At 63.1% G+C, this 22,677-nt stretch carries 20 protein-coding genes; 9 read left to right on the top strand and 11 right to left on the bottom strand.

Annotated features, from left to right (window positions below; genetic code table 11):
* The first annotated feature begins 36 nt into the window (after positions 1-36).
* The 3 genes from lgt to pgeF are packed head-to-tail and all read left to right on the top strand — an operon-like array spanning position 37 to position 2,761.
* Positions 37-882, top strand: coding sequence for a prolipoprotein diacylglyceryl transferase (lgt, locus tag BLW50_RS08855; protein ID WP_090700478.1), 846 nt, complete (start codon positions 37-39; stop codon positions 880-882).
* Positions 879-1,991, top strand: coding sequence for a class I SAM-dependent methyltransferase (locus BLW50_RS08850; protein WP_090700475.1), 1,113 nt, complete (start codon positions 879-881; stop codon positions 1,989-1,991). The genes lgt and BLW50_RS08850 overlap by 4 nt, the downstream gene beginning before the upstream one ends.
* Positions 1,988-2,761: a peptidoglycan editing factor PgeF gene (pgeF, locus tag BLW50_RS08845; protein ID WP_090700471.1), complete on the top strand. Its 774-nt coding sequence runs from the start codon at positions 1,988-1,990 to the stop codon at positions 2,759-2,761. Before BLW50_RS08850 ends, pgeF begins: the two co-directional genes overlap by 4 nt.
* A 246-nt stretch (positions 2,762-3,007) precedes the next feature.
* Here the strand turns inward: pgeF and BLW50_RS08840 are convergent, their stop codons facing one another.
* From BLW50_RS08840 to BLW50_RS08830, 3 genes are all read right to left on the bottom strand, one after another.
* Positions 3,008-3,862, bottom strand: coding sequence for a hypothetical protein (locus BLW50_RS08840; protein WP_090700467.1), 855 nt, complete (start codon positions 3,860-3,862; stop codon positions 3,008-3,010).
* A gap of 82 nt (positions 3,863-3,944) precedes the next feature.
* Positions 3,945-5,285: an Nramp family divalent metal transporter gene (locus BLW50_RS08835; protein ID WP_244544183.1), complete on the bottom strand. Its 1,341-nt coding sequence runs from the start codon at positions 5,283-5,285 to the stop codon at positions 3,945-3,947.
* Between the two features lie 187 nt (positions 5,286-5,472).
* Positions 5,473-6,978: an MFS transporter gene (locus BLW50_RS08830; protein ID WP_090700463.1), complete on the bottom strand. Its 1,506-nt coding sequence runs from the start codon at positions 6,976-6,978 to the stop codon at positions 5,473-5,475.
* Positions 6,979-7,070: 92 nt separating this feature from the next.
* Here BLW50_RS08830 and BLW50_RS08825 point away from each other — a divergent pair, with 92 nt between their 5' ends.
* Both BLW50_RS08825 and BLW50_RS08820 read left to right on the top strand, forming a co-directional pair.
* Positions 7,071-7,997, top strand: a complete 927-nt coding sequence (locus tag BLW50_RS08825) for a LysR substrate-binding domain-containing protein (protein WP_090700460.1) — start codon at positions 7,071-7,073, stop codon at positions 7,995-7,997.
* Between the two features lie 473 nt (positions 7,998-8,470).
* The gene (locus BLW50_RS08820) at positions 8,471-9,316 is read left to right on the top strand and encodes a tetratricopeptide repeat protein (protein ID WP_244544182.1); all 846 of its coding nucleotides are present in this window, start codon (positions 8,471-8,473) and stop codon (positions 9,314-9,316) included.
* 9 nt (positions 9,317-9,325) lie between these two features.
* Here the strand turns inward: BLW50_RS08820 and chrA are convergent, their stop codons facing one another.
* The 4 genes from chrA to BLW50_RS08800 all read right to left on the bottom strand — a co-directional run bounded on the left by chrA (position 9,326) and on the right by BLW50_RS08800 (position 14,583).
* Positions 9,326-10,549 (bottom strand): chromate efflux transporter, encoded by a 1,224-nt coding sequence (gene chrA, locus BLW50_RS08815; protein WP_090700458.1) that lies wholly within the window; start codon positions 10,547-10,549, stop codon positions 9,326-9,328.
* Between the two features lie 86 nt (positions 10,550-10,635).
* Positions 10,636-12,894 carry a CHASE2 domain-containing protein gene (locus tag BLW50_RS08810; protein ID WP_090700455.1) on the bottom strand — a complete coding sequence of 753 codons (2,259 nt, stop codon included), beginning with the start codon at positions 12,892-12,894 and terminating at the stop codon, positions 10,636-10,638.
* A gap of 8 nt (positions 12,895-12,902) precedes the next feature.
* Entirely contained in the window at positions 12,903-13,679 is a 777-nt protein-coding gene (xth, locus tag BLW50_RS08805; protein WP_090700453.1) for an exodeoxyribonuclease III, read from the bottom strand.
* A 70-nt stretch (positions 13,680-13,749) separates the two neighbouring features.
* Entirely contained in the window at positions 13,750-14,583 is an 834-nt protein-coding gene (locus BLW50_RS08800; protein ID WP_139267537.1) for an LpxL/LpxP family acyltransferase, read from the bottom strand.
* Positions 14,584-14,756: 173 nt separating this feature from the next.
* Between BLW50_RS08800 and BLW50_RS08795 the strand changes: the two genes are divergently transcribed.
* Entirely contained in the window at positions 14,757-15,803 is a 1,047-nt protein-coding gene (locus BLW50_RS08795) for an AEC family transporter (RefSeq protein WP_348272795.1), read from the top strand.
* A 36-nt stretch (positions 15,804-15,839) separates the two neighbouring features.
* Here BLW50_RS08795 and BLW50_RS08790 read toward each other — a convergent pair whose 3' ends face one another.
* The gene (locus BLW50_RS08790; protein ID WP_090700448.1) at positions 15,840-16,193 is read right to left on the bottom strand and encodes a GatB/YqeY domain-containing protein; all 354 of its coding nucleotides are present in this window, start codon (positions 16,191-16,193) and stop codon (positions 15,840-15,842) included.
* 134 nt (positions 16,194-16,327) lie between these two features.
* Here BLW50_RS08790 and BLW50_RS08785 point away from each other — a divergent pair, with 134 nt between their 5' ends.
* Positions 16,328-17,533 (top strand): GGDEF domain-containing protein, encoded by a 1,206-nt coding sequence (locus tag BLW50_RS08785; protein ID WP_244544181.1) that lies wholly within the window; start codon positions 16,328-16,330, stop codon positions 17,531-17,533.
* A 238-nt stretch (positions 17,534-17,771) separates the two neighbouring features.
* Here BLW50_RS08785 and BLW50_RS08780 read toward each other — a convergent pair whose 3' ends face one another.
* From BLW50_RS08780 to cynS, 3 genes are all read right to left on the bottom strand, one after another.
* Positions 17,772-18,992: a UbiH/UbiF family hydroxylase gene (locus BLW50_RS08780; protein ID WP_090700443.1), complete on the bottom strand. Its 1,221-nt coding sequence runs from the start codon at positions 18,990-18,992 to the stop codon at positions 17,772-17,774.
* Positions 18,993-19,118: 126 nt separating this feature from the next.
* On the bottom strand, positions 19,119-19,466 hold the full coding sequence (locus BLW50_RS08775; RefSeq protein WP_170850066.1) for a PilZ domain-containing protein: 348 nt from the start codon (positions 19,464-19,466) through the stop codon (positions 19,119-19,121).
* Positions 19,467-19,671: 205 nt separating this feature from the next.
* Positions 19,672-20,160: a cyanase gene (gene cynS / locus BLW50_RS08770; protein WP_090700435.1), complete on the bottom strand. Its 489-nt coding sequence runs from the start codon at positions 20,158-20,160 to the stop codon at positions 19,672-19,674.
* Between the two features lie 92 nt (positions 20,161-20,252).
* Here cynS and BLW50_RS08765 point away from each other — a divergent pair, with 92 nt between their 5' ends.
* Together BLW50_RS08765 and BLW50_RS08760 are read left to right on the top strand one after the other, a co-directional pair.
* Positions 20,253-20,966 (top strand): CDP-alcohol phosphatidyltransferase family protein, encoded by a 714-nt coding sequence (locus tag BLW50_RS08765; RefSeq protein WP_090700433.1) that lies wholly within the window; start codon positions 20,253-20,255, stop codon positions 20,964-20,966.
* Between the two features lie 19 nt (positions 20,967-20,985).
* Positions 20,986-22,677, top strand: coding sequence for an FAD-dependent oxidoreductase (locus BLW50_RS08760; RefSeq protein ID WP_090700431.1), 1,692 nt, complete (start codon positions 20,986-20,988; stop codon positions 22,675-22,677).

Raw genomic sequence — 22,677 nt, 5'->3', positions numbered from 1 at the left:
TTGCCCCTTGCGCAGGCAGCGGTTAGGCAGGAAGGCATGTTTGCGCCCGTCATCGCCTTTCCCGTCATCGATCCGATCCTCTTCGAGATCGGCCCGTTCGCGATCCGCTGGTATGCGCTGGCTTATATCTTCGGCCTGATCGGCGGTTGGTATTATGCCCGCCGCCTCGTCGCGCAGCCCGCCCATTGGGGCGTGGTGCCGCGCCCCACGGTCGCGTCCCTCGACGACCTGTTGGTCTATTGCGCCTTCGGCGTCATTCTCGGCGGCCGTCTGGGCTATGTGCTCTTCTACAATGCCGAGCATTACATGGCGCAGCCGCAAGAGATATTTGCGCTGTGGAAGGGCGGCATGTCGTTTCACGGTGGGCTTGCAGGCGCCGCTTTGGCGATCTGGCTGTTTGCCCGGCGCTATAAGCTTGGGGTGCTGACCGTCACCGATCTCTGCTCGACCGTGGTGCCGATCGGCCTGCTGTTTGGCCGCATCGCCAATTTCATCAAGCCGGAATTGTGGGGCCGACCGACCGATGTGCCCTGGGCCATGGTCTTTCCCGATGCCGGGCCACTGCCGCGCCATCCGAGCCAGCTTTATGAGGCTGGGCTCGAAGGCCTGGTGCTGCTGCTGATTCTCTATGTCTTCGTCCGCCGTGGCGGCTTCCGCCGACCGGGCTTTTTGACCGGCGTTTTCGGCATCGGCTACGGTCTGGCGCGTATTTTCTGTGAATTCTTCCGCGAGCCCGATCCGCAATTGGGATTTCTGTTTGGAAATGCGACAATGGGCATGCTCCTGTCGGTGCCTCTGGTGCTGCTCGGCGTCTGGCTGGTCGCACGCTCTCGCCCGGTGACAGCGGCGGGGACAGGAAACAAGGCGGGGGACAAGGAATGACGCCGCTCGGCGCGCATATCCGTCAGTTGATCCGCAACGGCGAGACCATCTCCCTCGAACGGTTCATGGCGCTGGCGCTCGGCGATCCCGAGCGCGGTTATTACATGACGCGCGATCCCTTCGGCGCTGATGGTGACTTCACCACCGCGCCGGAAATTTCGCAGATGTTCGGCGAACTGCTCGGCTTATGGGCGGCCGAGGTCTGGGCGCTGATGGGGTCGCCGAAGAAAATCCAGCTGGTTGAGCTTGGCCCCGGTCGTGGCACCCTGATGTCGGACGCGCTGCGCGCCTTGCAGGTCGCCGGCAATTTCGCCAAGGCGCTCACCGTGCATCTTGTCGAGACCAGCCCGGTGCTGGAAGCGCAGCAGCGCGAGATCCTCGCTGGCTCCGATTTCAAGATCGAATGGCATCAATCTCTCGACACCGTGCCCTATGGACCCTCGATCTTCCTCGCCAATGAGTTCTTCGACGCTCTGCCTGTGCGCCATTACGTCTTTCAGGATGGCGCCTGGTACGAGAAGGTGATCGGCCTTGACGAGGATGACGCGCTCTATTTCGGCCTTGCGGATGATCCCGAGACCTCGATCCGCGCCCGGGCCGAGGAAAACGCCGTGTTCGAGGTCTCAGGATTGGGGCATCGGGTCATGGCTGAACTGGCCAAGCGCGTCGCCACCGACAAGGGTGCGGCGCTGATTATCGACTACGGCCATGTGGAAACCCAATACGGCGAAACCTTGCAGGCGCTGAAAAGCCATCAGCCGGTATCGCCGCTTGATGAACCGGGTGAGGCTGATCTCACCGCCCATGTCGATTTCGCCGCTTTGGCGCGCACGGCGCGCGCCATGGGCGCGGCTGTTTATGGACCGCAGCGGCAGGCGGACTTTCTCTCGAAGCTCGGCATTTTTGAACGGGCCAATGGCCTCAAGCGCCAAGCGACGGCGCGTCAGGCGATCGAGGTCGACCGGGCACTGCTACGCCTTGTCTCGACCGCGCCAGAGCGCGGCGCCGCCGGCACCATGGTGCCCGGCATGGGGGCGTTGTTCAAAGTGATGGCGGTCACGCATCCCGACATGCCGCAACCGCCGGGCTTGCAGAGCCCGCCGAAATGAGCACGCTCGTCATCCGCTCGCGCCTTCTGGAAACAGCCGGTGTGTCGCATGCGTTCTTCACCCGCCAGGGTGGCGTCAGCACCGGCGTCTATGCCTCGCTGAACGGCGGCGCCGGTTCGCGCGATGATGCTGCAGCGGTGGCCGAGAACAAGCGCCGCATGGCCGACGCGCTGGGCGTGGCGCCCGATCGCTTCATGGTGCCGTATCAGATTCATTCAGCCGAAGCGGTGGCGATCGCCGCGCCCTGGAACGAGACCGAGCGGCCGCGTTGCGACGGCATCGCGACGGCGGCGAAAGGTCTCGGGCTTGGCGTTACCGGTGCCGACTGTGGCATCTTGCTGTTTGCTGATGCGCGGGCAGGGGTGGTCGCCGCCGCCCACGCCGGCTGGAAGGGCGCTTTCGATGGCGTGATCGAATCGACCTTGACGCGCATGGAGGAACTTGGCGCGAAGCGCGCCCATATCAACGTCGTGCTTGGGCCGACGATCGCGCAGGCCTCCTATGAAGTCGGGCCGGAATTCGTCGCACGCTTTCGCGTCGCCGATGCAGGCAACGAACGCTTCTTTGTGTCGTCGTCGCGCGAGGACCACGCCATGTTCGATCTGCCGGCCTTCATCGGCGCGCAGCTCGAAAAGTCCGGCGTTGGTGCCTTCGAGAATCTCGGCCTCGACACCTATGCGGACGAAGCGCGCTTCTTCTCCTATCGCCGCACCACCCATCGCGGCGAGAACGACTATGGCCGCCTGATCGCAGCGATCGCGCTCGTTTAACTGGGTAGCGAACACCTCGGTGTCATCCCGGACACGCGCAGCGTGATCCGGGATCCAGGGGCCAAGGGCGCGATGTTGCTTGTGGTTTGGCTGCGGCGATCAGCAACGCAACATTCTACTGCGTGGCCCCTGGATCCCGGGTCGCCTGCGGCGCCCGGGAAGACACGAAGGCTGCGGCGCGTCGGGAATGCCAACGGAGAGGTTTTGCCTAGGACCGATGGGTCCATCCAATTGCAAAACGCATAGTCAAAACGCCACGCCATAGACGATGCGCATTTCATTGCGTTCGAAATTATCGAGATCGAAGCGTCCGGGTTGCCCATGGGCACGGCCAGACACTTGCCGGTTCCACACCGCCGAGATGAAGGAATGGTCGGTCGGCTTGTAGAACAGGTTAGGGCCGATGAAGAGCGCATGGCCCGCGAAGCGATTGAGGAAACCGCCATCGGTGGCGCGCACGTAACGTGCTTCACCGCCGAGGAACAATCGCCCGATAATCCGCGTGGTCGCACCGGCCGAAAGGCTGAGTGCTGACGCACGATCCCAGGACCTCATGCCGGGCGTGCGGCCAACGGCTGTCTCGAAATCGATATTGATGGCCGCCAGAACCGTGTTCGGCACGATCTCCTTGTCGAGACGGGCGAAGAAAGACGTGGCGAATTCGCTCGCCCGTAGCCCGGTCACGCCGTCCATCCGCGCGAAGGTCGGCTTGGCGCCGATGGTGAGACCGAAGCCATCCCGATCGCGTCGCCACAGCCGGTATTTGAATTCGAGTTCGACGCCTTCCGGCGCAAAGGCGCCTCTGTTGGGCAGGCCGGCAACGCCGGAGATGTCGTGGCGAGCAAGGAAGAAGCCTGGCGCGATACGAAAATCGTCCGTCACAGAATATTTGGCCGAGAGGCCGCCCGAGATTGCGGAATAGCGGCCGCGCGCTCGGCCAATGCGGCCGAAGGCGGAATATTCGATCTCCAATTCGCCCTTGCCACCGAAATCGCTGCCTTCTGTGAAGCCGAACATATGTTCGCTGTCGATATCGGAAGCGAGGGCGGGAAGGCCACCCAGGCAGAGCGTGGAGATGAAGGCGGCGCGCAGAGAACGCATGGTTTAGGCACGTCTTTCCCGTCCCGCCGGCGCAAGCCAGCGGAGCGAACAGTTGAAACGAAGAGGAAGAAGTCGTGGCGGATTAGTTGCCCGTCATAATATCGAGCAGAAGTTTCAGATTGAGGGCGATGATGAGCACCGTGATCAGCGCGGCGATGCCGGAGAGCAGGCGCGGCGCGATGAGATCGCCGAGCATGCGCCGGGACGCGGTGAACCAGACCAGTGGCACGACGGCGAATGGTAGCGCCAGACTAAGCACGACCTGGCTCGCCACGAGCAGTTTGCCGGTCCAGGCTTCGCCCGCCCAGACGGTGACAACGGCGGCGGGGATCAGCGCGATGCCGCGCGTGATCAACCGCCGCGTCACCGGGCTCACTTTGAAGTCGATGAAGCCTTCCATGACGATCTGGCCGGCAAGCGTGGCCGTCACCGTCGAGTTGAGGCCGCAGGCGAGCAGGGCGATGCCGAAGAGATGAGCAGCGAGCGCCGTGCCCAGCAAGGGGGCGATCAGCCGATGCGCATCCTGCAGTTCAGCGACCTCGTGATGGCCCTTGGCGTAGAAGGCGGCGGCGGCGAGGATCAGGATCGAGCCATTGATCAGCAGGGCGAAGCCAAGCGCGATGGTCGAATCCCAGACCGCGAACTTAATTGCCTCACGTTTTTCGGGAAGGGTCGGGCCGATCTTGCGGGTCAGCACCACGCCGGAATGCAGATAGAGATTATGCGGCATTACCGTCGCGCCGAGGATGCCGAGCGCGATGTAGAGCATCTCGGGATTGGTGACGAGGTCGACGGTCGGGATCAGGCCATGCGCGATGGCGGCGATCGACGGCTGCGCCAGCACGAGCTGGCCGCCGAAGGCGAGCGCGATGATGATCAAGAGAGCGATGACGAAGGCTTCAAGCTTGCGGAAGCCGAACCGTTGCAGCGCCAGCACCAGGAAAACGTCGAGCGCCGTCAGGAAGACGCCGATGGCGAGGGGAATGTCGAACAGCAGTTGCAGGCCGATGGCCGTGCCGATCACCTCGGCCAGGTCGGTCGCGACAATGGCGGCCTCGGCGATCAGCCAGAGTGCGAAGGAGGCGGTGCGGGGAAAGCGCTGGCGGCAGGCCTGGGCAAGGTCCATGCCGGTGCCGATGGCGAGCCGGGCCGATAGGGCTTGCAGGACGATGGCCATCAAGCTCGACAAGACGGCGATGAAGAGCAGGGCTGTGCCGAATTTCGAGCCACCAGCCAGTGCTGTCGCCCAATTGCCGGGGTCCATATAGCCGGTGGCGACCAGATAGCCCGGGCCGAGGAAAGCCATGAACCGCCGGACAGCGGAGCCCGATACCGCAACGCTGCCGTGGGACTCGGAAAGGGACGGCCGCATGCCGAGACGCTGCTGACCGGCACCCGGTCCAAAACTTTCTGCCGAAGACATAAGCCCAGAAACCCTCAATCTAGCTTCACCGAAGGTGTAGCATAGGCTACAAATAGGGCGCAAGGCTTGAAAGTCTAGGGTACGGCAAAAGATTCACCCGGGGCTGCGGGGCGTTTTGGGGCCCTCACGGGATGAGGACAGACGCGCTGCGGGCGGCGTCTGTCCTCGGATCGCCGTTTTCGGAAAGTCAGGCCTCCGCTCGCGCGCTTTGCGTCTTTGGTCCTGTGCCGAAGGCCAGCAGGCTCAGGCTTGCCATCGCGAAGGCGCCGAAAACGCCATAGAGCATCACCCAGGCAAAGCCGTCGATGAGTGCAGCTTGCAAGCTGGCCGCGGGCAGGGCGCCGCCGTTCAGCTTGCCTGCCGCCACTTGCTCGGCGAGCGCCCGTAAGGGCGCCCCCGTCAATGTGCCGCCAAGCTTATCGCGCAGCGCGGCCAGCGTGCCCTCCGTCAGGATGAAGCCCATCACGGCGATATTGATGGCAAGCGTAATCATTCGCGCTGACAGATCTATGCTTGAAGCCATGCCGGCACGTTCGCGCGTCACCGATCCGGTGGTGGTGTTCGTCACCGGCGTATTGATGATGCCAAGCCCGGCACCAGCGAGTGCTGCGCCGCAAAGGAGAAGGACAGCGTTGCTGTTGAGGCCGAAGAACATGATGAGGAAGCCGAAGCCGATGATGGCAAGCCCTGCCGGAATGACGCGCGCTGCCTGGTAACGCAGCGCCAGCCATTCACCGACCGGCGGAAAGATCAGCGTCGGCAACGTATAGGCCAAGAGCGCCAGACCCGAGGTGACCGCGCTATAGCCGAGGCCGTAGTTAAAATAGAGCGGCAGATAGATCATGAACGGCCAGAAGGCGAAGTTCATGCCCATGCAGCCAAAGAGCGCGCCGGAAAAGGCGCGAATCCGGAACACGGAAAAATCCACCATTGGCCGCTCGACCGTCGTTTCAACGAACAGGAAGAGCGCGAAAGCCACGGCCGCACCGGCGAGAATAGCGAGCGCCGTGGCGCTGGCGAAGCCGAGGCTGGGACCTTGGGTGATGTAGAACGCAAGGCCAAGGACAGCCAGCGACAAGGTCACGATGCCGGCGAGATCAAGCCGGCCCGCATGGGGGTCGCGGGACTCGCGGACGGTTGCAAGAGCCAAACCGATGGCAATGATCGCGAACGGGACATTCACAAGAAAGACCCAACGCCAATTGGTGAGCTCCACCAGAAGCGATCCGACCATCGGGCCAAAGCCGATCCCCGCGCCGGCGACAACGCCCCAGACGCTGAAGGCGATGCCGCGTTCGCGCGCGCTCTCGAATTGATGCGAGATCACAGCCAGCGTGGCAATGAGCATGGTGCTGCCGCTGATACCCTGAAGGGCGCGCGCTGCGATGAGCGTGCCTGTCTGGGGCGCGAGGCCGCATATCAGCGAGGTCAGCCCAAACAAGGCGGCGCCGATGACAAACAGCCGCCGACGGCCGAAGCGGTCGGCCAGCGTGCCGGCGGCCATCAGCATGGTGTTCACGGCGATGGTGTAGGCGTTCATGATCCACTGCATGTCCGTGAAGGACGTCTGCAGGGCGTGTTCGATGCCGGGCAGGGCGGCGGGCACGGCGGAGATTTCAAGCCCGAACATGAAGGCGCCGAGACAGACCGCGAGGAGGGCCGTGAGGCTTCTGCCGGAAAAACTGTGTGACATGGGTGGTCCTTTCGTCGGTCGATGTAAAACTTGGACGGAAGGACAGGAACTGGCAGTAATAGAACCTTATGTCCTAAAATCTGGACGAAGCCATGCTTGACCTCAACGACTTGAGATTATTCGTGCAAGTGGCCGATCACGGTGGATTCGCGGCGGCGGGGCGCGTCCTGGATATGCCGCGCTCGACGCTGGCTAAGCGCATCGGTGACTTCGAGGCGCAGCTTGGCCTGCGCCTGTTCCAGCGCCATGCCCGTTTGTTCGCGCTCACCGAGATTGGCCGCGAGCTGTATGACCGGGCTCAGGCCATGCTGGTTGAGGCCGAAGCGGCGGAGTCTCTTATTCAGGGGCGTCTCGTCGAGCCGGCTGGGTTGGTGCGGCTCACCGCATCGACCCTCGAGGCCCAGACCCTCCTGGCCGACATCTTGCCGGATTTCGCCCAGGCCTATCCCAAGGTCTTCCTCCAGCTCGACGCTACCGACCGTCTTGTCGATCTCATCGAGGACGGCGTCGATCTCGCCCTGCGCACTCATTACGGGCCTCTGCCAAGTTCAAGTCTAGTGCAGCGCCGCCTCGGTGTTTCGTTCAATCATCTCGTCTGCTCCCCGGCCTATCTCGAAGGGCGGTCGCGCCCGCGTTCGCCGGCGGAACTTACCGGACACCTGGGCATCTGGTTCGCGGTGAAAAGCACGGCTTTGCCCTGGCGATTCTACGACGACAAAGGCCGAGTCTTTGAAGGGGAAGCGACCATGCCGTGCTGGCGCTTTGTCTCTAATGATCCGACGACGCTCCTGAACGCCGCCATCGCCGGGCTCGGCATAGCATCCTTACCGGCCCGTTTATGTGCGCCGGCGCTTGCCGCCGGTCAGCTCACGCGGCTGTTGGATGGGTGGCAGCCGGGTGGTCCGACGTTGACCTTGCTCACCCCGCATCGGCGCGGCCAGCTCCCTGCCGTCAGGGCTTTGTCCGACTTTTTGGCCGAACGGCTGACGCCCCTATTGGCGAAGCGGCATAATTCCTAGCTTCGGGTGCGGACCGCCCAGCAGCCACGATAATGTCGCGGCAATGCGAAACGAGGTGAAGGAACCGTTGACGGTGCCAGGATTCCTGTTGCGTCCATGCAACAGCCTGAAAATGATTCAGATTACGACGCTAAACGCCCTGATCTATGCCCCGTTTGTGCCATAAACCGCTCGCTAATCAGTAGGGTGCAGTGAGAGCGGTGTTGAACGCATCGTCGAGGCCACGAAAGTGTCATTCAGCGCGTAATTGCGCGGCGATGTGTATCTATTGAGATTGGGACAGCGTTGATGGACGCGTTTGGGTTCAGCAAGACGAAGCTTCCTTTCCGGCGGGGAGTCGAAGGATCGGCCACCGCGCCGTGCCGTTCTCATTCTAATCTGGTGGGCTTGGGGCAGACGAGCTTGGGGCAAACAGGCTTGGGGCAAACAGGCTTGGGGCAAGACCAAAACGCTTGTCTATGCGGGGATCTGCCATGATGGCTTTTCCGACTCACCACTCCATCCGCCTCTATTGTGGCGTAGCTATTTTCGGTGCCTCGGTCATGTTGACCCCGGCGCGTGCGCTCGACTCTGAGCCGACCCCGCCGGGCACGGCGACTGCCGCCCTGCCGGTGTTCAAGGACCCGACCGCAGCCTTGCGCGAAGGTCTGGCCGGTTATCGGGCCGGCAATTTCGACGCCTCGGTCAAGGCCCTGCGCTATGCCGCCGAAGGCGGCCAGTCGGTGGCGCAATGGAAGCTCGGCCAAATGTATGCCGCCGGCGACGGCGTACCTCACGACGACATCAAGGCCTTCCAGTATTTCTCGCAGATCGTCGCCTCCTATGATGAAGACGCATCCGATCCGCGCGAAATCCCCTTCATCTCCAGCGCCTTTGTCTCGGTCGGCAATTACAATCTGCACGGCCTGCAATCGCTGAAGCGCAATCCGCGCCGCGCCTTCCAGCTCTTCCATTATGCCGCCACCAATTTCAGCGACGCCAACGCTCAATACAACCTGGCGCGCATGTATCTGGACGGCGAGGGCGTGCCCGCCGATCCGCGTCAGGCGACACGCTGGCTCAGCAATGCCGCCGAAAAGAACCACATGGAAGCGCAGGCGCTGCTCGGCAACATGCTCTTCCAAGGCCTCAACGGCCTGCCGCGCCAGCGCCATCGCGGCCTCATGTATCTGACCTTGGCGCGCGAAGCGGCGGGTGACCGCCCGGAAAACCGCTGGATCGTCGATCTCTATGACACGGCGATTCGCACTGCCGACGACTTCGACAAGCAGGCCGCCCATATCGAACTCAGCCGGCAGCTCAACAAGCGCTCCCGCTGATTGATTGGCTCACGCCAAACGCAGAAGCGTGCCGCCCACCGCCAGCAGCACGACAACGATCCATGGCGGCGCCTTCCAGACCGTAAGCAGCAGGAAGCCAGCAAGCGCCAGCGCGAAATCCGCTGGTGAGAGGACAGCGCTTGTCCAGACCGGACTGTAAAGCGCTGCACCCAGGATGCCGACGACAGCCGCATTCGCGCCCCGCATAGCGGCCTGCGCAGTCGATCGCAGCCGCAACGCATCCCAGAACGGCAGCATGCCGTAGACCAGCAGCAAGCCCGGCAGGAAGACGGCGACGAGCGCTATGATCGCGCCCACGGGGCCACTGGGGGCTGGCCCCATGGCCGCGCCCAGATAGGCGGCGAACGTGAAGAGCGGTCCAGGCACCGCTTGGGCCAGACCGTAGCCGGCGAGGAAAGCTTCGTTCGTCACCCATCCGGGCGTCACCACTTCGGCCTGGAGCAATGGCAGCACGACGTGACCGCCACCGAACACCAGGGCGCCGGAACGGTAAAAAGCGTCGAACAGGGTGATCGCCTGGTGGCCGGTCGCGCTCGCCACCAGGGGCGGGATCAGAAATAAGGCGGCAAAGAGGATGAGCGCGACCACGCCAGCCTGGCGCGAGATCGGAAAGCTGAGATGGCCGGTCGGGGCGGGTCCGTCTGCCTGGCACAGCCAGAGCCCGGCGAGGGCGCCCAGCGCAATGGCGCCGATCTGCCCGAACGAGCCACCAATGAAGGTCACGATGGCGACAGCCGCCAGCGCGAGACCGGCCCGCGCCCGGTCGGGTGTCAGGCTTTTCGCCATCCCCCAGAGCGCCTGCGCGACGACCGCGACAGCGACCAGTTTCAGGCCGTGTAGGAACCCCTCCGCAGCTGGTCCCGTAAAAGCGGCGGCGCCGAGTGCGAAGGCGAGCAGGATCACGGCCGAGGGCATGGTGAAGGCAAACCAGGCGGCGAGCCCGCCAAGAAGGCCGTTTCCGCGCAGGACGCCGAGCGAAAAGCCGACCTGGCTGGACGCCGGCCCCGGTAAGAACTGGCACAGCGCCACGAGGTCGGCGTAGCCAGCCTCGTCGATCCATTTGCGCCGAACCACCAGCTCGTCCCGGAAATAGCCGAGATGAGCGATCGGTCCGCCGAAGGAGGTCAGGCCGAGCTTGAGGAAGACGCGAAACACTTCGAGAGGCGAGCCTGCGGCCGCAGGGGCCGGTGGCGCGGGATCAGGGGCGCTCATGGGTGCTTCGTCATTTCCTTGAATGGGTTTTTAGGCTCGCAGCGCATCGTCGAGCGCTCGATTAAGGGGTAAAAAGAGAATATTGATCAAGAGCCTCCAGGGGACTTCTCACCTTCGATCTCAATCTTTTTTGCGCCGCTGATCCTCTCGTAGAACGTTAAGTAAGGCGCGCCGTCTGCCGTGCCGGCGGCGGCGGCGATGCGCTCGGCGACATTGGACGCGCTGTTGGAGACACCCTCTAGCACCGCTTTGTGAAGCTTCTCGAACCGCGCGAAGTCTGCCCCCAGCCGATCGCGCCGGCCGTGCAGAGCGTAGAGCGGCTGCGGTTCACTCTTGCCCTTGAGCGGAAAGGCGCCCAGTTCGACGAAGCCATAGGCCGGCGCCGCCGCCCGGATCGCCGCCGAAGCGACGATCGGCACGCCCAGTTCCTTGGTCGCCGTTTCGAGGCGGGCGGCGATATTCACCGGGTCGCCGACGATCGAATAGTCGAAGCGCTGGTTCGATCCCATATTGCCGACGAACACCGATCCGGCATTGAGCCCGATGCCGACGGCCAGCGGCGTATGCGGCCGGCCGTCGGCCTCGGCCGCCGTTCGCAAGGCCGCGTCGATGCCGGGGATGGCCGCCTGCATGGCCAGCGCCGCCGCGCAGGCGTGGTTGGCATGGCCGGCGATGACCAGCGGCGCGTTCCAAAACGCCATCAGTCCATCGCCGATATACTTGTCGATCGTGCCGCCCTCGGCGAGCACGGCGCCGGTCAGCGGCGTGTGCAGGGCGTTGAGGAAGCGGACCACGCCCTCGGCATCGAGGGTCTCGGCCCGGGTGGTGAAATCGCGGGCGTCGGAAAACAGGATCGACACGTCCCGCGTCTCGCCACCGAGTTTCAGGCGGGAAGGGTCGGCGGCCAGTTGCTCGACCACGCTGGGGCTGAGGTAGCGTTGGAAGGCGCCGCGCACGAACCGCTTTTCCTGCTCGCTCTGGCGATAGACGACGAAGGTGACGCCGAGATAGGTGGCGAGCCAGGAGGCGCTGGGAATGACCGGATCAAACAGCAGGTCCTGATAGCGGAATAGATACCAGCTGCCGAGGACGCAGACGCAGACCAGAATGAAGGCGGCGAGCGCCGCCAAGGTCGGGGGCAGGCGGCGCGCCAGAAAGGCGACGGCCAGGCCGCCGATGAGCAGCGCCACGGCTTCTGCGCCGAGCATCCAGTCGGGCCGCGCCAGACGCGAGCCGGTCAGCGCATGTTCGATCAGTTCCGCATGCACCTCGACGCCAGGCACGGCGCTGTCGATCGGCGTCGACCTGAGATCGGAGAGGCCGGCGGCGCTCGAGCCAACGAGCATGATGCGCCCGTCGATTTCGTTGCGATCGACGCTGCCGTCGAGAATCTTCCATACCGGTAGGATGCGGCCCGGCTGCGATCCGGCGAAGCGGATGCGCACTTCACCGTCCCGTTCGGTCGGGATTTCGGCGTCGCCGATTTTCACGGCGACAATGGAGGTGCGGCTGCCGAAATTGGTTTCGCCCGACGCATTGCTCGCCTTGATGATCGGCGTGTCGGTGCGGAAGGCGACGCGCAGCGCTTCGCCCGCCAGGCCCGGCACCAGGGTTTTGGTCGGCCCGTCGCCAACGGCAAAGACCAGCGGCACGCGGCGCAGGATCAAGTCGACATCGGGAATGTAGTTGATCGCCCCCATGCCGGCCGCGGCCTCGCGCAGATGCGGCAGTGGCAGGATCATGCCGCGAAAGAACGGCAAAGCCGCCGTGGGATCATCCCCCAGCCGGACGAATTGCGACTTCATCGGCGTGCTGGTGTCGGTTGGGCGGTTGGACAACGCCATGCCGATCACCACTGGATTGTCGCGGAACGCCTTTTCCAAGGGGTCCGCGTCCAGCGCGCCACCGTCGGTCAGCGTCTTCTCCAGGGCGTCACGTTCGGGCGAGGCGGGCAGCAACGACAGCACCTCGCGCGAGGCGAGCCGGTCGGGCTCGGCGAACAGGCTGTCGTAAGCAACGACAGCCGCACCTTGCTCGATGAGCTTGTTGGTCAGTTCGGCGAGGCGTTGGCGTGGCCAGGGCCATTGGCCCAGGCGGGCGAGGGAGTCGTCGTCGATATCGACGATGCGCACCGGCAGATCTGGTGTCCAGGGGCGCGGCGCGAGTTGCTGGAATTCATCGAAGACGATGTTGCGCAGGCGCTCGACCGGGCGCGTGCCGTTGAGCAGCACGCCGATGATGAGGCCGATGATGACGGGCGCGAGCCCCGCGAACCACAGCAATCCGCGACGCGCCGTGTTGCGGCCGATGGCCCCTGTCGCGCGCGCTTGCTGTGGCTTTGCCAATCAGAACCTCAGTCGAGTTCGATGCGGACCGGCACGTGGTCGGACGGTTTCTCCCAGCTGCGCACATCCTTGTCGATGGTGGCGGAGGTGAGCCGGTCGGCGGCCTGCGGCGAGAGCAAGAGATGGTCGATGCGGATGCCATTGTTCCGCTGCCAGGCGCCGGCCTGATAATCCCAGAACGAATAGAGCCCGGCCTCGTCGGTGGTCGCGCGCACCGCTTCGGTCAGGCCGAGGTTGATCAGCCGGCGGAAGGCGGCATGGGTCTGCGGCAGGAACAGAGCATCATTAACCCAGGCCTCCGGCGTCTTGGCGTCCTTGGCTTCGGGAATGACATTGTAGTCGCCGGCAAGCACCAGCGGCTCCTCATAGGCCATCAGGTTTTGCGCGTGGCGGGCGAGGCGCTCCATCCAGGCGAGCTTGTAGGCGTATTTTTCGGTGCCGACTGGATTGCCGTTGGGCAGATAGATGGAGGCAACGCGCACGATGCCCGTGCCATGCGGCACGATCGCTTCGATATAGCGCGACTGCTCGTCAGCGTCGTCGCCGGGCAGGCCACGCGTTACCTCGACAGGCGCCTTCGACAGGATGGCGACGCCGTTGAACGTCTTCTGGCCATGCACGGCGGCATTATAGCCGGCACTCTCGATCTCAGCCCTGGGGAAGGCGTCGTCGGTGCATTTGATTTCCTGCAGGCACAGGACGTCGGGTTCGACTTCTTTCAGATAACGCAGAAGATGTTCGAGGCGCTGACGCACCGAATTGACGTTCCAGGTGGCTATGCGCACAGGCGGGTTTCCGATTTCTAAGGTCGAGATTCTCTAATCCCAGCGAGTGTAGCTGGTTGCGCGGCGGCTTTCAGCCCCAGCGTCGGTGCGCCCACATCCATTGTTCGGGATGGGCCCGGACGGCCGCTTCGATGGCGTGTTGCAGATTGGCGGTCGCCACGGCGATGTCGGCATCGATGTCGTCGGTGTGCGGCACCTCGATCGCGGTCAGGCTGCCGCGGAACCGCACGCCGTCCAACCGCACGACCCATCCAGCAAACAGCGGCACGCCAAAGCGGCGCGCGGCCATGGCCGGAAACGGCGAACTTGGCGCCGGCCGCCCGAAAAATGGGACGGGCAGGCCGGTATTGTCCCGCAGATCGACCATGCTGGCGACCGCGCCGTCCCGGCGCAGATGCTGAAGCAGGCGCCGCGCCGCATTGTCGTGTTTGGCGATCAGGCCGCCGGGATAGAGCGGCGCGCGCAGGCTGAAAACATAGGCGTCGATGAGCGGATTCTTGATTCGCTGGTAGATGCCTGCCGTATTGACGCCGACCAGGGCGAGGGTGGCCGACGCCAGCTCCCAATTGCCCAGATGGGGCGCTCCGGCGAAAAACCGCCCGTCGGCGGGCAGCAGTTCCGCGAATTCCCTGCCAAGTTCAAGTCGGCCTGTCTCGACGATGGTCTTGAGATGGAACTCCTCGGCGAAGACCCGTCCGAGATTCTCCCACATCGCCAACACGATGGCCTGGCGTTCGGCAGCTGTTTTCTCCGGCATCGCGGCCTGGAGGTTGGCGAGGGCGCGTGCGTGACGGCTCGAAAAGGGCGCGAACAGCCGCCAGCCGCGCCCCATGGCACAGGAGGCCGTTTCCAGCGGCAGCGCCCGCACGAGCGCCCCCATCGCCCGGAAACAGGCGTATTCCACATAATGCTTGAAGCGGGGGCGAGGCGAAGGCGTGGACAAAGAGTGCGGCACCAGTTTCGCGGCGTGCCGCGTTGACTCGATTTAGTCAAATCCATAACGGTGAGCGGAATCGCGCACAATGCGCTGCCTGCGCTTTTTGTGTCGGCCTGGGTAAATACACTGGAAACAAGCGCGTGCGCGATCGCCTGATCCACGTTTTTGTCCCGCTGGCCGGGTTCGCGGCTTTGGTGGGCGTGGGGCTTTTCGCACCCAAGCTTGCCGACGTGCTGAATTTGGCGCTGCCGTTCTTCGGTTTGATCGTTATCGGCTACGTCTGCGGCAAATTGTGGGATATTCCCGAAGCCGGCCTCGCCTGGATGAACACGTTCATCGTCTATGTCGCGCTGCCGGCGCTGTTCTACAATCTGATTGCCGCCACGCCGATCGCCGAACTGGCCAATTGGCGCTTCATTCTCATCACCACCTCCTGCACGGCGCTGGCCTATGCCTTTGGCTTTAGCGTTGGCTGGTTCGGCAGCGGCCGGCGCCTGGAACAGGCGACGATCCAGGGCGTCGCGTCGGGCTATTCCAACGTCGGTTACATGGGGCCGGGGCTGACGCTCGCCGCCTTCGGACCGGCCTCGGTGGTGCCGACGGCTTTGATCTTCGTCTTCGACTCGACGTTCTTCTTCACCATCGTGCCGCTGCTGATGAGCCTGTCGGCAGGCAGTCACGCGACGAAGGGCGAGACGGCGCGGCTCATCGCGCGGCGCGTCCTCACCCATCCGTTCAACGTGGCGACAGCACTGGCCATCTTCTCGGCGGCAACGCAAATCCATCCGCCGGTGCCGGTGGAGAAACTGCTCACCTTCTTGCAAAACGCCGCCGCGCCCTGCGCGCTCTTCGTCATGGGCGTGACGGTGGCGCAGCGGCCAATCAATCGCATCTCCGGCGAAATGCCGCTGCTGCTCATCTGCAAACTGTTGCTACATCCACTTTTGGTGTGGGTAGCGCTGTCGCTACTCGGCGACTTCGGCCGCGTCTGGACGTTTACGGCTGTGATGATGGCGGCGCTGCCGCCAGCGCTGAACGTCTTCGTGATGGCGAGCCAATACAACGTCTACGTCGAGCGCGCCTCAAGCCTGATCATGGCCGGCACGATGGTCTCGGTGGTGACGGTGACGGGGCTGCTCTATCTGATCGCGGTGGGCGGGGTGCCGTATAATCTGTTCGCGCGGTGAGCGGGCGGGAATGTTTTCGGAAAGGCGCAAGTTTCGTCATTCGACGTAGCGCTTTGCGATCATCACCTCGGCACGCAACGCATCGGCGCGATCCGTTCTTTCGAGATGATCCATTTCGGCTGCCGCACGCTCACGTTCCTGAATCTCCGTCATCAGGATCGCTTGCACCTGAGCACGTCCAAGAGAAAGCCGTTCTACTTCCGCTGTTCCATCGTTGAAGCGATGCTGATCCGCAGCCCTCTCATCGGCTCGAAGTGGGGGTGCTTCTGCGTTATCGATCGCCGCAACAAGCGTTCGAATTAGCTTGGCTTCATCGGCGCGCCTATCCTTCATGGCGGCGCGCAGATCAGCGCGCAGGCGGATTTTCATATCGTGTCCGGCGCTTTGCATCACATTACATCCTTTCCCGGTGGCGGGCAGAGAACGAGGAAACGGAGAACTACGTCTACGCTATAGCCCTCTAATCCTTTCCAGCCATGGCTCTGTGGTCATGTCCTTGGCTGGCACCAGAGGCGATAGTTTACTTGGGATTTACCGCCCTCCTGTACCATCGATTTTTTGTCGGGGAGGCAGAAAATTCTGATTTTTCAGGTATGAGCCATGAGGGCGTGGTCGCGTTGCTGAACCCTGCGATGTCAGCAATATTCTGCGTGTCGTTGCTTACGCTTTGGCGCCATCAACGTCATCTTACCTACGTTGCGATTTTCGCGCTTTCATATGCGATAAGAACTCTGTGCTTTGGCATCCTCACTATTGCCATTGCTCAGGAGTATTCGTCGCTACGGTTGCTGGCCAATGGGCTCGTTCTGTTGGCTACGGCCTTGCTGTCGATTGCGCTGTCCAGCAGGCTTGGATCCCGGCCTCAACATGGCATCTTGGTGACCATTGGCGTGATAACGTTGGTGGCTCTCTATTTCTATCAGTTCGTGGAACCAAGCCTGATGGCGCGGGCTGTTATCCTCAATCTGGGGCTCGCCGCAGTTTGCCTTGTGATGCTGGTCGACGTTGCGAAACTCCCTCGCCGTTCCCCAGTAGAACAACTGCTTTTCGGGCTTGTCGCTATCACATGTCTCGGTTTCCTTCTTCGCCCTCTGATTTTCCAGGTTCCAGGTATCGTGACCGACCAGGTCGAAGGAGCTTACTGGCTGATTGTCTCGATCTCGGATGCTCTCATCTGCTCGACGCTGGCGGTAGCGATTTTCGCGATCATCGCCGTTGACGTCACGGATGGTATCAAGTCGGAAGCGCAGACCGATGTATTGTCGGGATTGCTCAATCGCCGCGGTTTTGAAACACGCGCTCTCGATGCGCTGGCACGACAGACGGCGGATGCACAGGTCATGATGATCCTGAGCGACCTCGACCACTTCAAATCGATCAACGATCGGTTCGGACATAGCAGCGGTGACAGGATCATTCGAACCTTCTCCGACATTCTCAAGGACAAGGCTCCGCGTGATGCGATCATCGCCCGCCTTGGCGGAGAGGAATTTGCGGTACTGCTTCCGCAGGGACAGGTTGCCGCTGCGCACCACTTTGCCGAGGTTGCCCGGTCCGTATTCAAGGACGTGGCATCCAGTGTTGTTTCGGACGAGGTCACCCCAACGGCGAGCTTCGGGATCGCAGTTGCACGCAAGGACGAGGGCCTTCTGGCGTTGATTGATCGGGCTGACCGCGCACTTTACCGCGCAAAGGAAGAAGGGCGCGATTGTATCCGACAGGCCGGATAAGCTCGGTCCGCCGGTCGAGCGTTTCCAGCATTTTAAATGACGTTCCGCAGATGGCGACGATTTCCTATCCGGCCGCCAACATCTCTCCACTCCCGCCGCGTGCATGTCTTTGCCGACTAGCCGGAGATGCTGCTTCAGGCAGAAGTCATGCGGTTATCGCCGGTTGTCGGCGACAATTTGTTCGCATGCATCGCATCTTCGGTGAATGTGGCGGGCCGAGAGAGATTCGAACTCCTCCCTACGAGCGTTCCGCACGCCGGCTAATCCTCCGCATCACGCTCGGCGCCCCCACACCCGGCATCACACCTTCGCGCATGGCGAAACGACGCAGTGGTGCCAGGGCTGAGAGCGCTGCCATGCCGGCGGCGCGCATCACATCCGCCGGCAGGAAGCCCGCCAGCAAAGTGCGGTCGAGCAGATCGACGGCGATCTGGCGTGACAGCACGTCGCCGTGGCGCGCGCGTTCATAGGCATCGAGAACATGCGGTGCGCCGGCGTCTTCGGGGTGCAAGCGTTCGATGTATTCGGCGAGATGGGCGACATCGCGCAGGCCGAGATTGAGGCCCTGCGCGCCGATCGGCGGAAACACATGCGCGGCTTCGCCGACGAGCGCCAGGCGTGGTGCGGTCATCGCGCGGGCCGTCAGCCCTTGGATCGGAATGAAGGCGCCGCGCCGCGCGATCGTGATCTGCCCGAGCAGATAATGGCTTTGCTTCTCGATCGCCCGCGTCAGCTCGCTGTCGCTGAGGTCGCGCAGCTGTTCGGCATGGGGTGGCCGCATCATCCAGACCAGGCTTGAGCGGTGCGACGCGGTGGCGCTGGCGGGCAGGGGCACGAAGGTGCAGGGGCCTTCGCGGGTGTGAAACTCCGTCGAAGCCTCGCCGTGAGCGACGGTGTGATCGAGCAGGGCGGTGAACGCCACCTGCGGATAGGCCCATTCGCGCACAGCGATGCCCGCCGCCACGCGTGCTGGCGAATGGCGGCCGTCGGCAGCAACGACAAGCTGCACCTCGATCGTCTCGCCAGTGGCGAGACGGGCGCGGCAGCTGTCGGCGTTGAACTCGTAATCGGTGACGAGATCATGCACACGCCGCGCGTTGGTCTCTTGCGCCAGCGCGGCTTCAAGCGCCCGGGTCAGATCGGCATTCTCGATGTTGAAGCCGAACTGGTCGAGGCTGGCTTCACTGGCTTTGAACTCCGCCGGGCGATGGGCGAACAGCGAGCCCGTGTCGTCGACAATGCGCATGGTGGCGAGCGCGGCCGCGTGGGGTGCAAGAGCTGCCCAGACGCCAAGCGCCTCGAGAAAACGCACCGAGCCATCAAACAGCGCCACCGTGCGCGCGCTCGGCCTGTCGTCGGCCGGTCCGGCGACCACAACCCGTTTGCCGATCCGCGCCAAGGCCAGGCCAGCGACGAGGCCGGCCGGTCCCGCGCCGGCGATGAGAATATCCGCATCCATGCCCCAGACTTAGAGCCTAGGGCAGGCTTTGGCGAGCCGGCATCAGGTCGCGGATGTCCGCTGGAGACGGCGCCCTGCGGCTAATGGAGACCGAAGGATCTCGTCATGCCCAGGGCGCGTCGGCGACTACAGAAACCAATCTTCCAACTTCCTTCTGAGCATCCGTCGCTCGTCATCCAGCGTCTGGATGTGGCGGGCGGTCTCGAATGAGACAACATTCGACGGGCGCGGGACAAATCGAATGCCTGCATGGGTTTCCGTTAGCCAAACCATTTGTGCCGGACGACTTTCGCCCTGCTTGTGAATTGCGATTTCGAAGGCACCCGGAATATCCGACGTATTCGGTATCGAGATCAATGCACCATTCTGAGACAAATTGCGCACCAGGCATTCCAGGGTGGAATTTCGATCGTTGAATGCGATCAGGCCACGAAGGTAGGTGCGTCTGCGTTGGCGTTGTCTTCTGTCCCCCATCCCATGATCCATTTCGTTACGGTCGTGTTGCGATTAGTTCTTGCGAAGCGATGGGAGCAACAATCGCGCCACGATTTATTAAGGATGTTGGCCTGGCTCGGGCGAACGCATGGGATGCCGGAGCGGCAAGGGCGGCGAGAACTATAATCACGCCGCCAATTATTCAACGCCCACGCAGGGCATGTGACGAGGGGGTGGCTTGGCCTCAGCCTTCCTTAAACCCGTAATCGGGAATGCCCTGTTCGTTGCCGTAATATTTGTAAGGCAGGAACTTGCCGGACATGCCGATTTTCACCCGATCGCCCTTCGGATTGGGCTCACGTTCGAATTCGATGTTGAAATCGATGGCCGACATGATGCCGTCGCCGAATTCTTCCTCGATCAAGGCTTTCCAGGCCGGCCCGTTGACCATCACCATTTCGTAGAAGCGGTAGATCAGCGGGTCGGTTGGCGGCATCGGCGTGCCGGTGCCGCGATAGGGCACCTCATTGAGCATGCGCTTTTCGTTTTCGCTCAGGCCGAATAGGACGGCGGCCTTCTCGGCCAGGGGCTTTACCAGTTTCATCTGGCCGAGCAGGGCGCCAACGATCAGCACTTCGGACATGCCACCGATTTCCGTGGTGATGTACTTCCACGTCCAGCCTTTTTCGCGTTTGATGTCGAGAATCTTCTCGGTCAAATCTTCACGCTTCATCTTTGCTCCCGTCCGTCCCGATGCTTGCGCAAATGCGGAAATCGCCTCACTTTGCGCTCGTTTCCAGAAAGCAAATGCCGTGCCGGATACTTATGCCTGATCCATCGCCCTCTCGCCGCGCCGCCGCCTGGCTTGTCCATCTGTTCACAGCCTCGGGCGCTGCTTGCGGTTTCCTGGCGCTGGAGCGCGCGGTGGCGCAGGATTTCGTCGGCACCTTTCTCTGGCTGGCGCTGGCGCTCGTCATCGACGGGGTCGACGGCACTTTCGCCCGCGCCGCCCGCGTGCGCGAAACCCTGCCGATCATCGACGGCGATACGCTCGATCTGGTCGTCGACTTTCTGACCTATGTGGTCGTACCAGTGGTGGTTCTGGTCCACAGCCCGCTTTTGCCGCGTCCCTGGGCGCTGACGCTGGCCGTCATCGTCATCACCGCCTCGGCGCTGTATTTCGCCGACGGACGGATGAAGACGCCGGATAATTGGTTCCGCGGCTTTCCGGCCATCTGGAACGTGCTGGTGTTCTACCTGCTGGTCTTTCAACCCGCCGCGCCGTGGACGGTGGTGATCGTGCTTGTGGCAGTGGCCCTGATGTTCGCGCCTGTCGTCTTCATTCACCCGATGCGGGTGAAACGGCTGCAATGGCTGACCGGCGTGGTGCTGCTGGCTGGGACAGTCGCCACGGGTGTCGAGCTGGCGACCAACTTCGAAGGTCCCTGGTGGAGCCGGGTGGTACTGCTGGCCGGGGCTGCCTATATCGTCCTCCTGCCTCTGACCCGGGGTTCGGTCTGGGCGCAGAGCAAATCTTAAAACAGGATTGGGGTTTGGGATGGCGCAAGCGACCACCGTGACGACATCGCATCCACGCTCCGCGCAAATGTTTCCGGTCCTGCCATCGGCGGACATCGAACGTTTGCGTCGTTTCGGCGAGGCCGTCTCCTACACGGCGGGCCAGCGCGTGGTCGAAGCCGGGCAGGTGTCGCCCGGCATGATCGTCGTTCTCTCCGGCGAGCTGGCTGTCAGCCAGGCACGGTTTGGCGCGACTGGCGCGCATATCACCACCCATGGCGCCGGTGAATTCATGGGCGAACTGGCCCAGCTCTCCGATCGGCCCTCGCTCGTCAATGCGACGGCGGAGAGCGATGTCGATGCGCTCCTGATCGTCTCGGGGCGGCTGCGCGATCTGATGGTGCAGGAGGCCAATCTCGGCGAGCGCGTCATGCGGGCGCTGATCCTGCGTCGGGTCAATCTGCTCGAAAGCGGCGGCAGCGGTCCGATCATCGTCGGCCGGCGCCAGAGCGGCGACGTGTTGCGCCTGCAAGGCTTTTTGACCCGCAGCGGCCAGCCCCATAGCGTCTTCGATCCGGAGGAGGATTCCTGCGCCGCGACGTTGATCGATCGCTTCAAGGTCGACGAGCATCATCTGCCGATCGTGCTCTGTCCCGACGGCCGCCTGCTGCGTAATCCAGCCGACAATGATCTGGCGCGTTGCCTGGGCCTGGTGCGCCCGATCGATGCGACCAAGCTTTATGACGTGGCGATCGTCGGTGCTGGGCCAGCGGGCCTCGCCGCTGCTGTTTATGCCGGCTCCGAAGGCCTGTCGTCGATCGTGCTCGATTGCCGCGCCTTCGGCGGTCAGGCCGGTGCTTCGGCGCGGATCGAGAACTATCTCGGTTTTCCGACCGGCATCTCGGGCTTGGCGCTGATGGCGCGCGCCTACAATCAGGCCCAAAAATTCGGTGTCGAAATGGCGATCCCGGATGAAGCCTGTAGGCTCAGCCTGGCGCGCGATGCCGAGCAACATTTCCTTCTTGGTGTTGACGAAGACCAGATGGTGCGCGCCCGCTCCGTCGTGGTGGCGAGCGGCGCCAGCTATCGTCGGCTCAATGTCGCCAATCTCGCCGAGTTCGAAGGATCGTCCGTGCATTACTGGGCTTCGCCGATCGAGGCGAAGCTGTGCGCCAACCAGGAGGTGGCGCTGGTCGGCGCCGGTAATTCCGCCGGGCAGGCGGCGGTCTACCTCGCCAGTCAGGTCAAAAAGGTCTCGCTCTTGGTGCGCGGCAACGGGCTTGAAGCGACCATGTCGCGCTATCTCATCGACCGCATCGTGGCCCAGCCCAATATCGAGGTTCACGTTCAGACCGAGGTGGTCGGCCTCGCCGGGCAGAATGGCGATCTTGAGACGATCACCTGGCGCAATCGACGGACAGGCGAGACGGAGACATGCCCGTTGCGTCACCTGTTTCTGTTCATCGGTGCCCAACCCAACACCGATTGGCTGGCCGATGCGGGCATCGAACGCGATGACAAGGGCTTCATCCTCACGGGCGCTGAAGGCTTTCATCCTCTGGAGACAAGCCAGGCCGGTGTCTTCGCCATCGGCGATGTCCGATCGGGATCGGTCAAGCGCGTGGCGGCGGCCGTGGGTGAGGGCGCCCAAGTGGTGGCGGCGCTGCATGCCTATTTGGCGCAGCCCGAGCCGGCTGTCGCCGATGTCGCGGTTGCTGTCGCGGTGCGCTGA

The organism is Beijerinckia sp. 28-YEA-48 (assembly GCF_900104955.1).
GTDB lineage: Bacteria > Pseudomonadota > Alphaproteobacteria > Rhizobiales > Beijerinckiaceae > Terripilifer.
The sequence above is the reverse complement of the archived record's forward strand: the minus strand, read 5'-3'. Positions and strand labels throughout refer to the sequence as shown.

Bases quoted from the DNA above. Each gene is read 5' to 3' on its own strand.
- BLW50_RS08760 (WP_090700431.1), top strand. From the start codon at position 20,986: ATGGCGCAAGCGACCACCGTGACGACATCGCATCCACGCTCCGCGCAA.
- pgeF (WP_090700471.1), top strand. From the start codon at position 1,988: ATGAGCACGCTCGTCATCCGCTCGCGCCTTCTGGAAACAGCCGGTGTG.
- BLW50_RS08780 (WP_090700443.1), bottom strand. From the start codon at position 18,992: ATGGATGCGGATATTCTCATCGCCGGCGCGGGACCGGCCGGCCTCGTC.
- cynS (WP_090700435.1), bottom strand. From the start codon at position 20,160: ATGAAGCGTGAAGATTTGACCGAGAAGATTCTCGACATCAAACGCGAA.
- BLW50_RS08765 (WP_090700433.1), top strand. From the start codon at position 20,253: ATGCCTGATCCATCGCCCTCTCGCCGCGCCGCCGCCTGGCTTGTCCAT.
- BLW50_RS08775 (WP_170850066.1), bottom strand. From the start codon at position 19,466: ATGGGGGACAGAAGACAACGCCAACGCAGACGCACCTACCTTCGTGGC.
- BLW50_RS08825 (WP_090700460.1), top strand. From the start codon at position 7,071: ATGCTTGACCTCAACGACTTGAGATTATTCGTGCAAGTGGCCGATCAC.
- chrA (WP_090700458.1), bottom strand. From the start codon at position 10,549: ATGAGCGCCCCTGATCCCGCGCCACCGGCCCCTGCGGCCGCAGGCTCG.
- lgt (WP_090700478.1), top strand. From the start codon at position 37: ATGTTTGCGCCCGTCATCGCCTTTCCCGTCATCGATCCGATCCTCTTC.
- BLW50_RS08790 (WP_090700448.1), bottom strand. From the start codon at position 16,193: ATGCAAAGCGCCGGACACGATATGAAAATCCGCCTGCGCGCTGATCTG.
- BLW50_RS08830 (WP_090700463.1), bottom strand. From the start codon at position 6,978: ATGTCACACAGTTTTTCCGGCAGAAGCCTCACGGCCCTCCTCGCGGTC.
- BLW50_RS08835 (WP_244544183.1), bottom strand. From the start codon at position 5,285: ATGTCTTCGGCAGAAAGTTTTGGACCGGGTGCCGGTCAGCAGCGTCTC.
- BLW50_RS08820 (WP_244544182.1), top strand. From the start codon at position 8,471: ATGATGGCTTTTCCGACTCACCACTCCATCCGCCTCTATTGTGGCGTA.
- BLW50_RS08850 (WP_090700475.1), top strand. From the start codon at position 879: ATGACGCCGCTCGGCGCGCATATCCGTCAGTTGATCCGCAACGGCGAG.
- BLW50_RS08840 (WP_090700467.1), bottom strand. From the start codon at position 3,862: ATGCGTTCTCTGCGCGCCGCCTTCATCTCCACGCTCTGCCTGGGTGGC.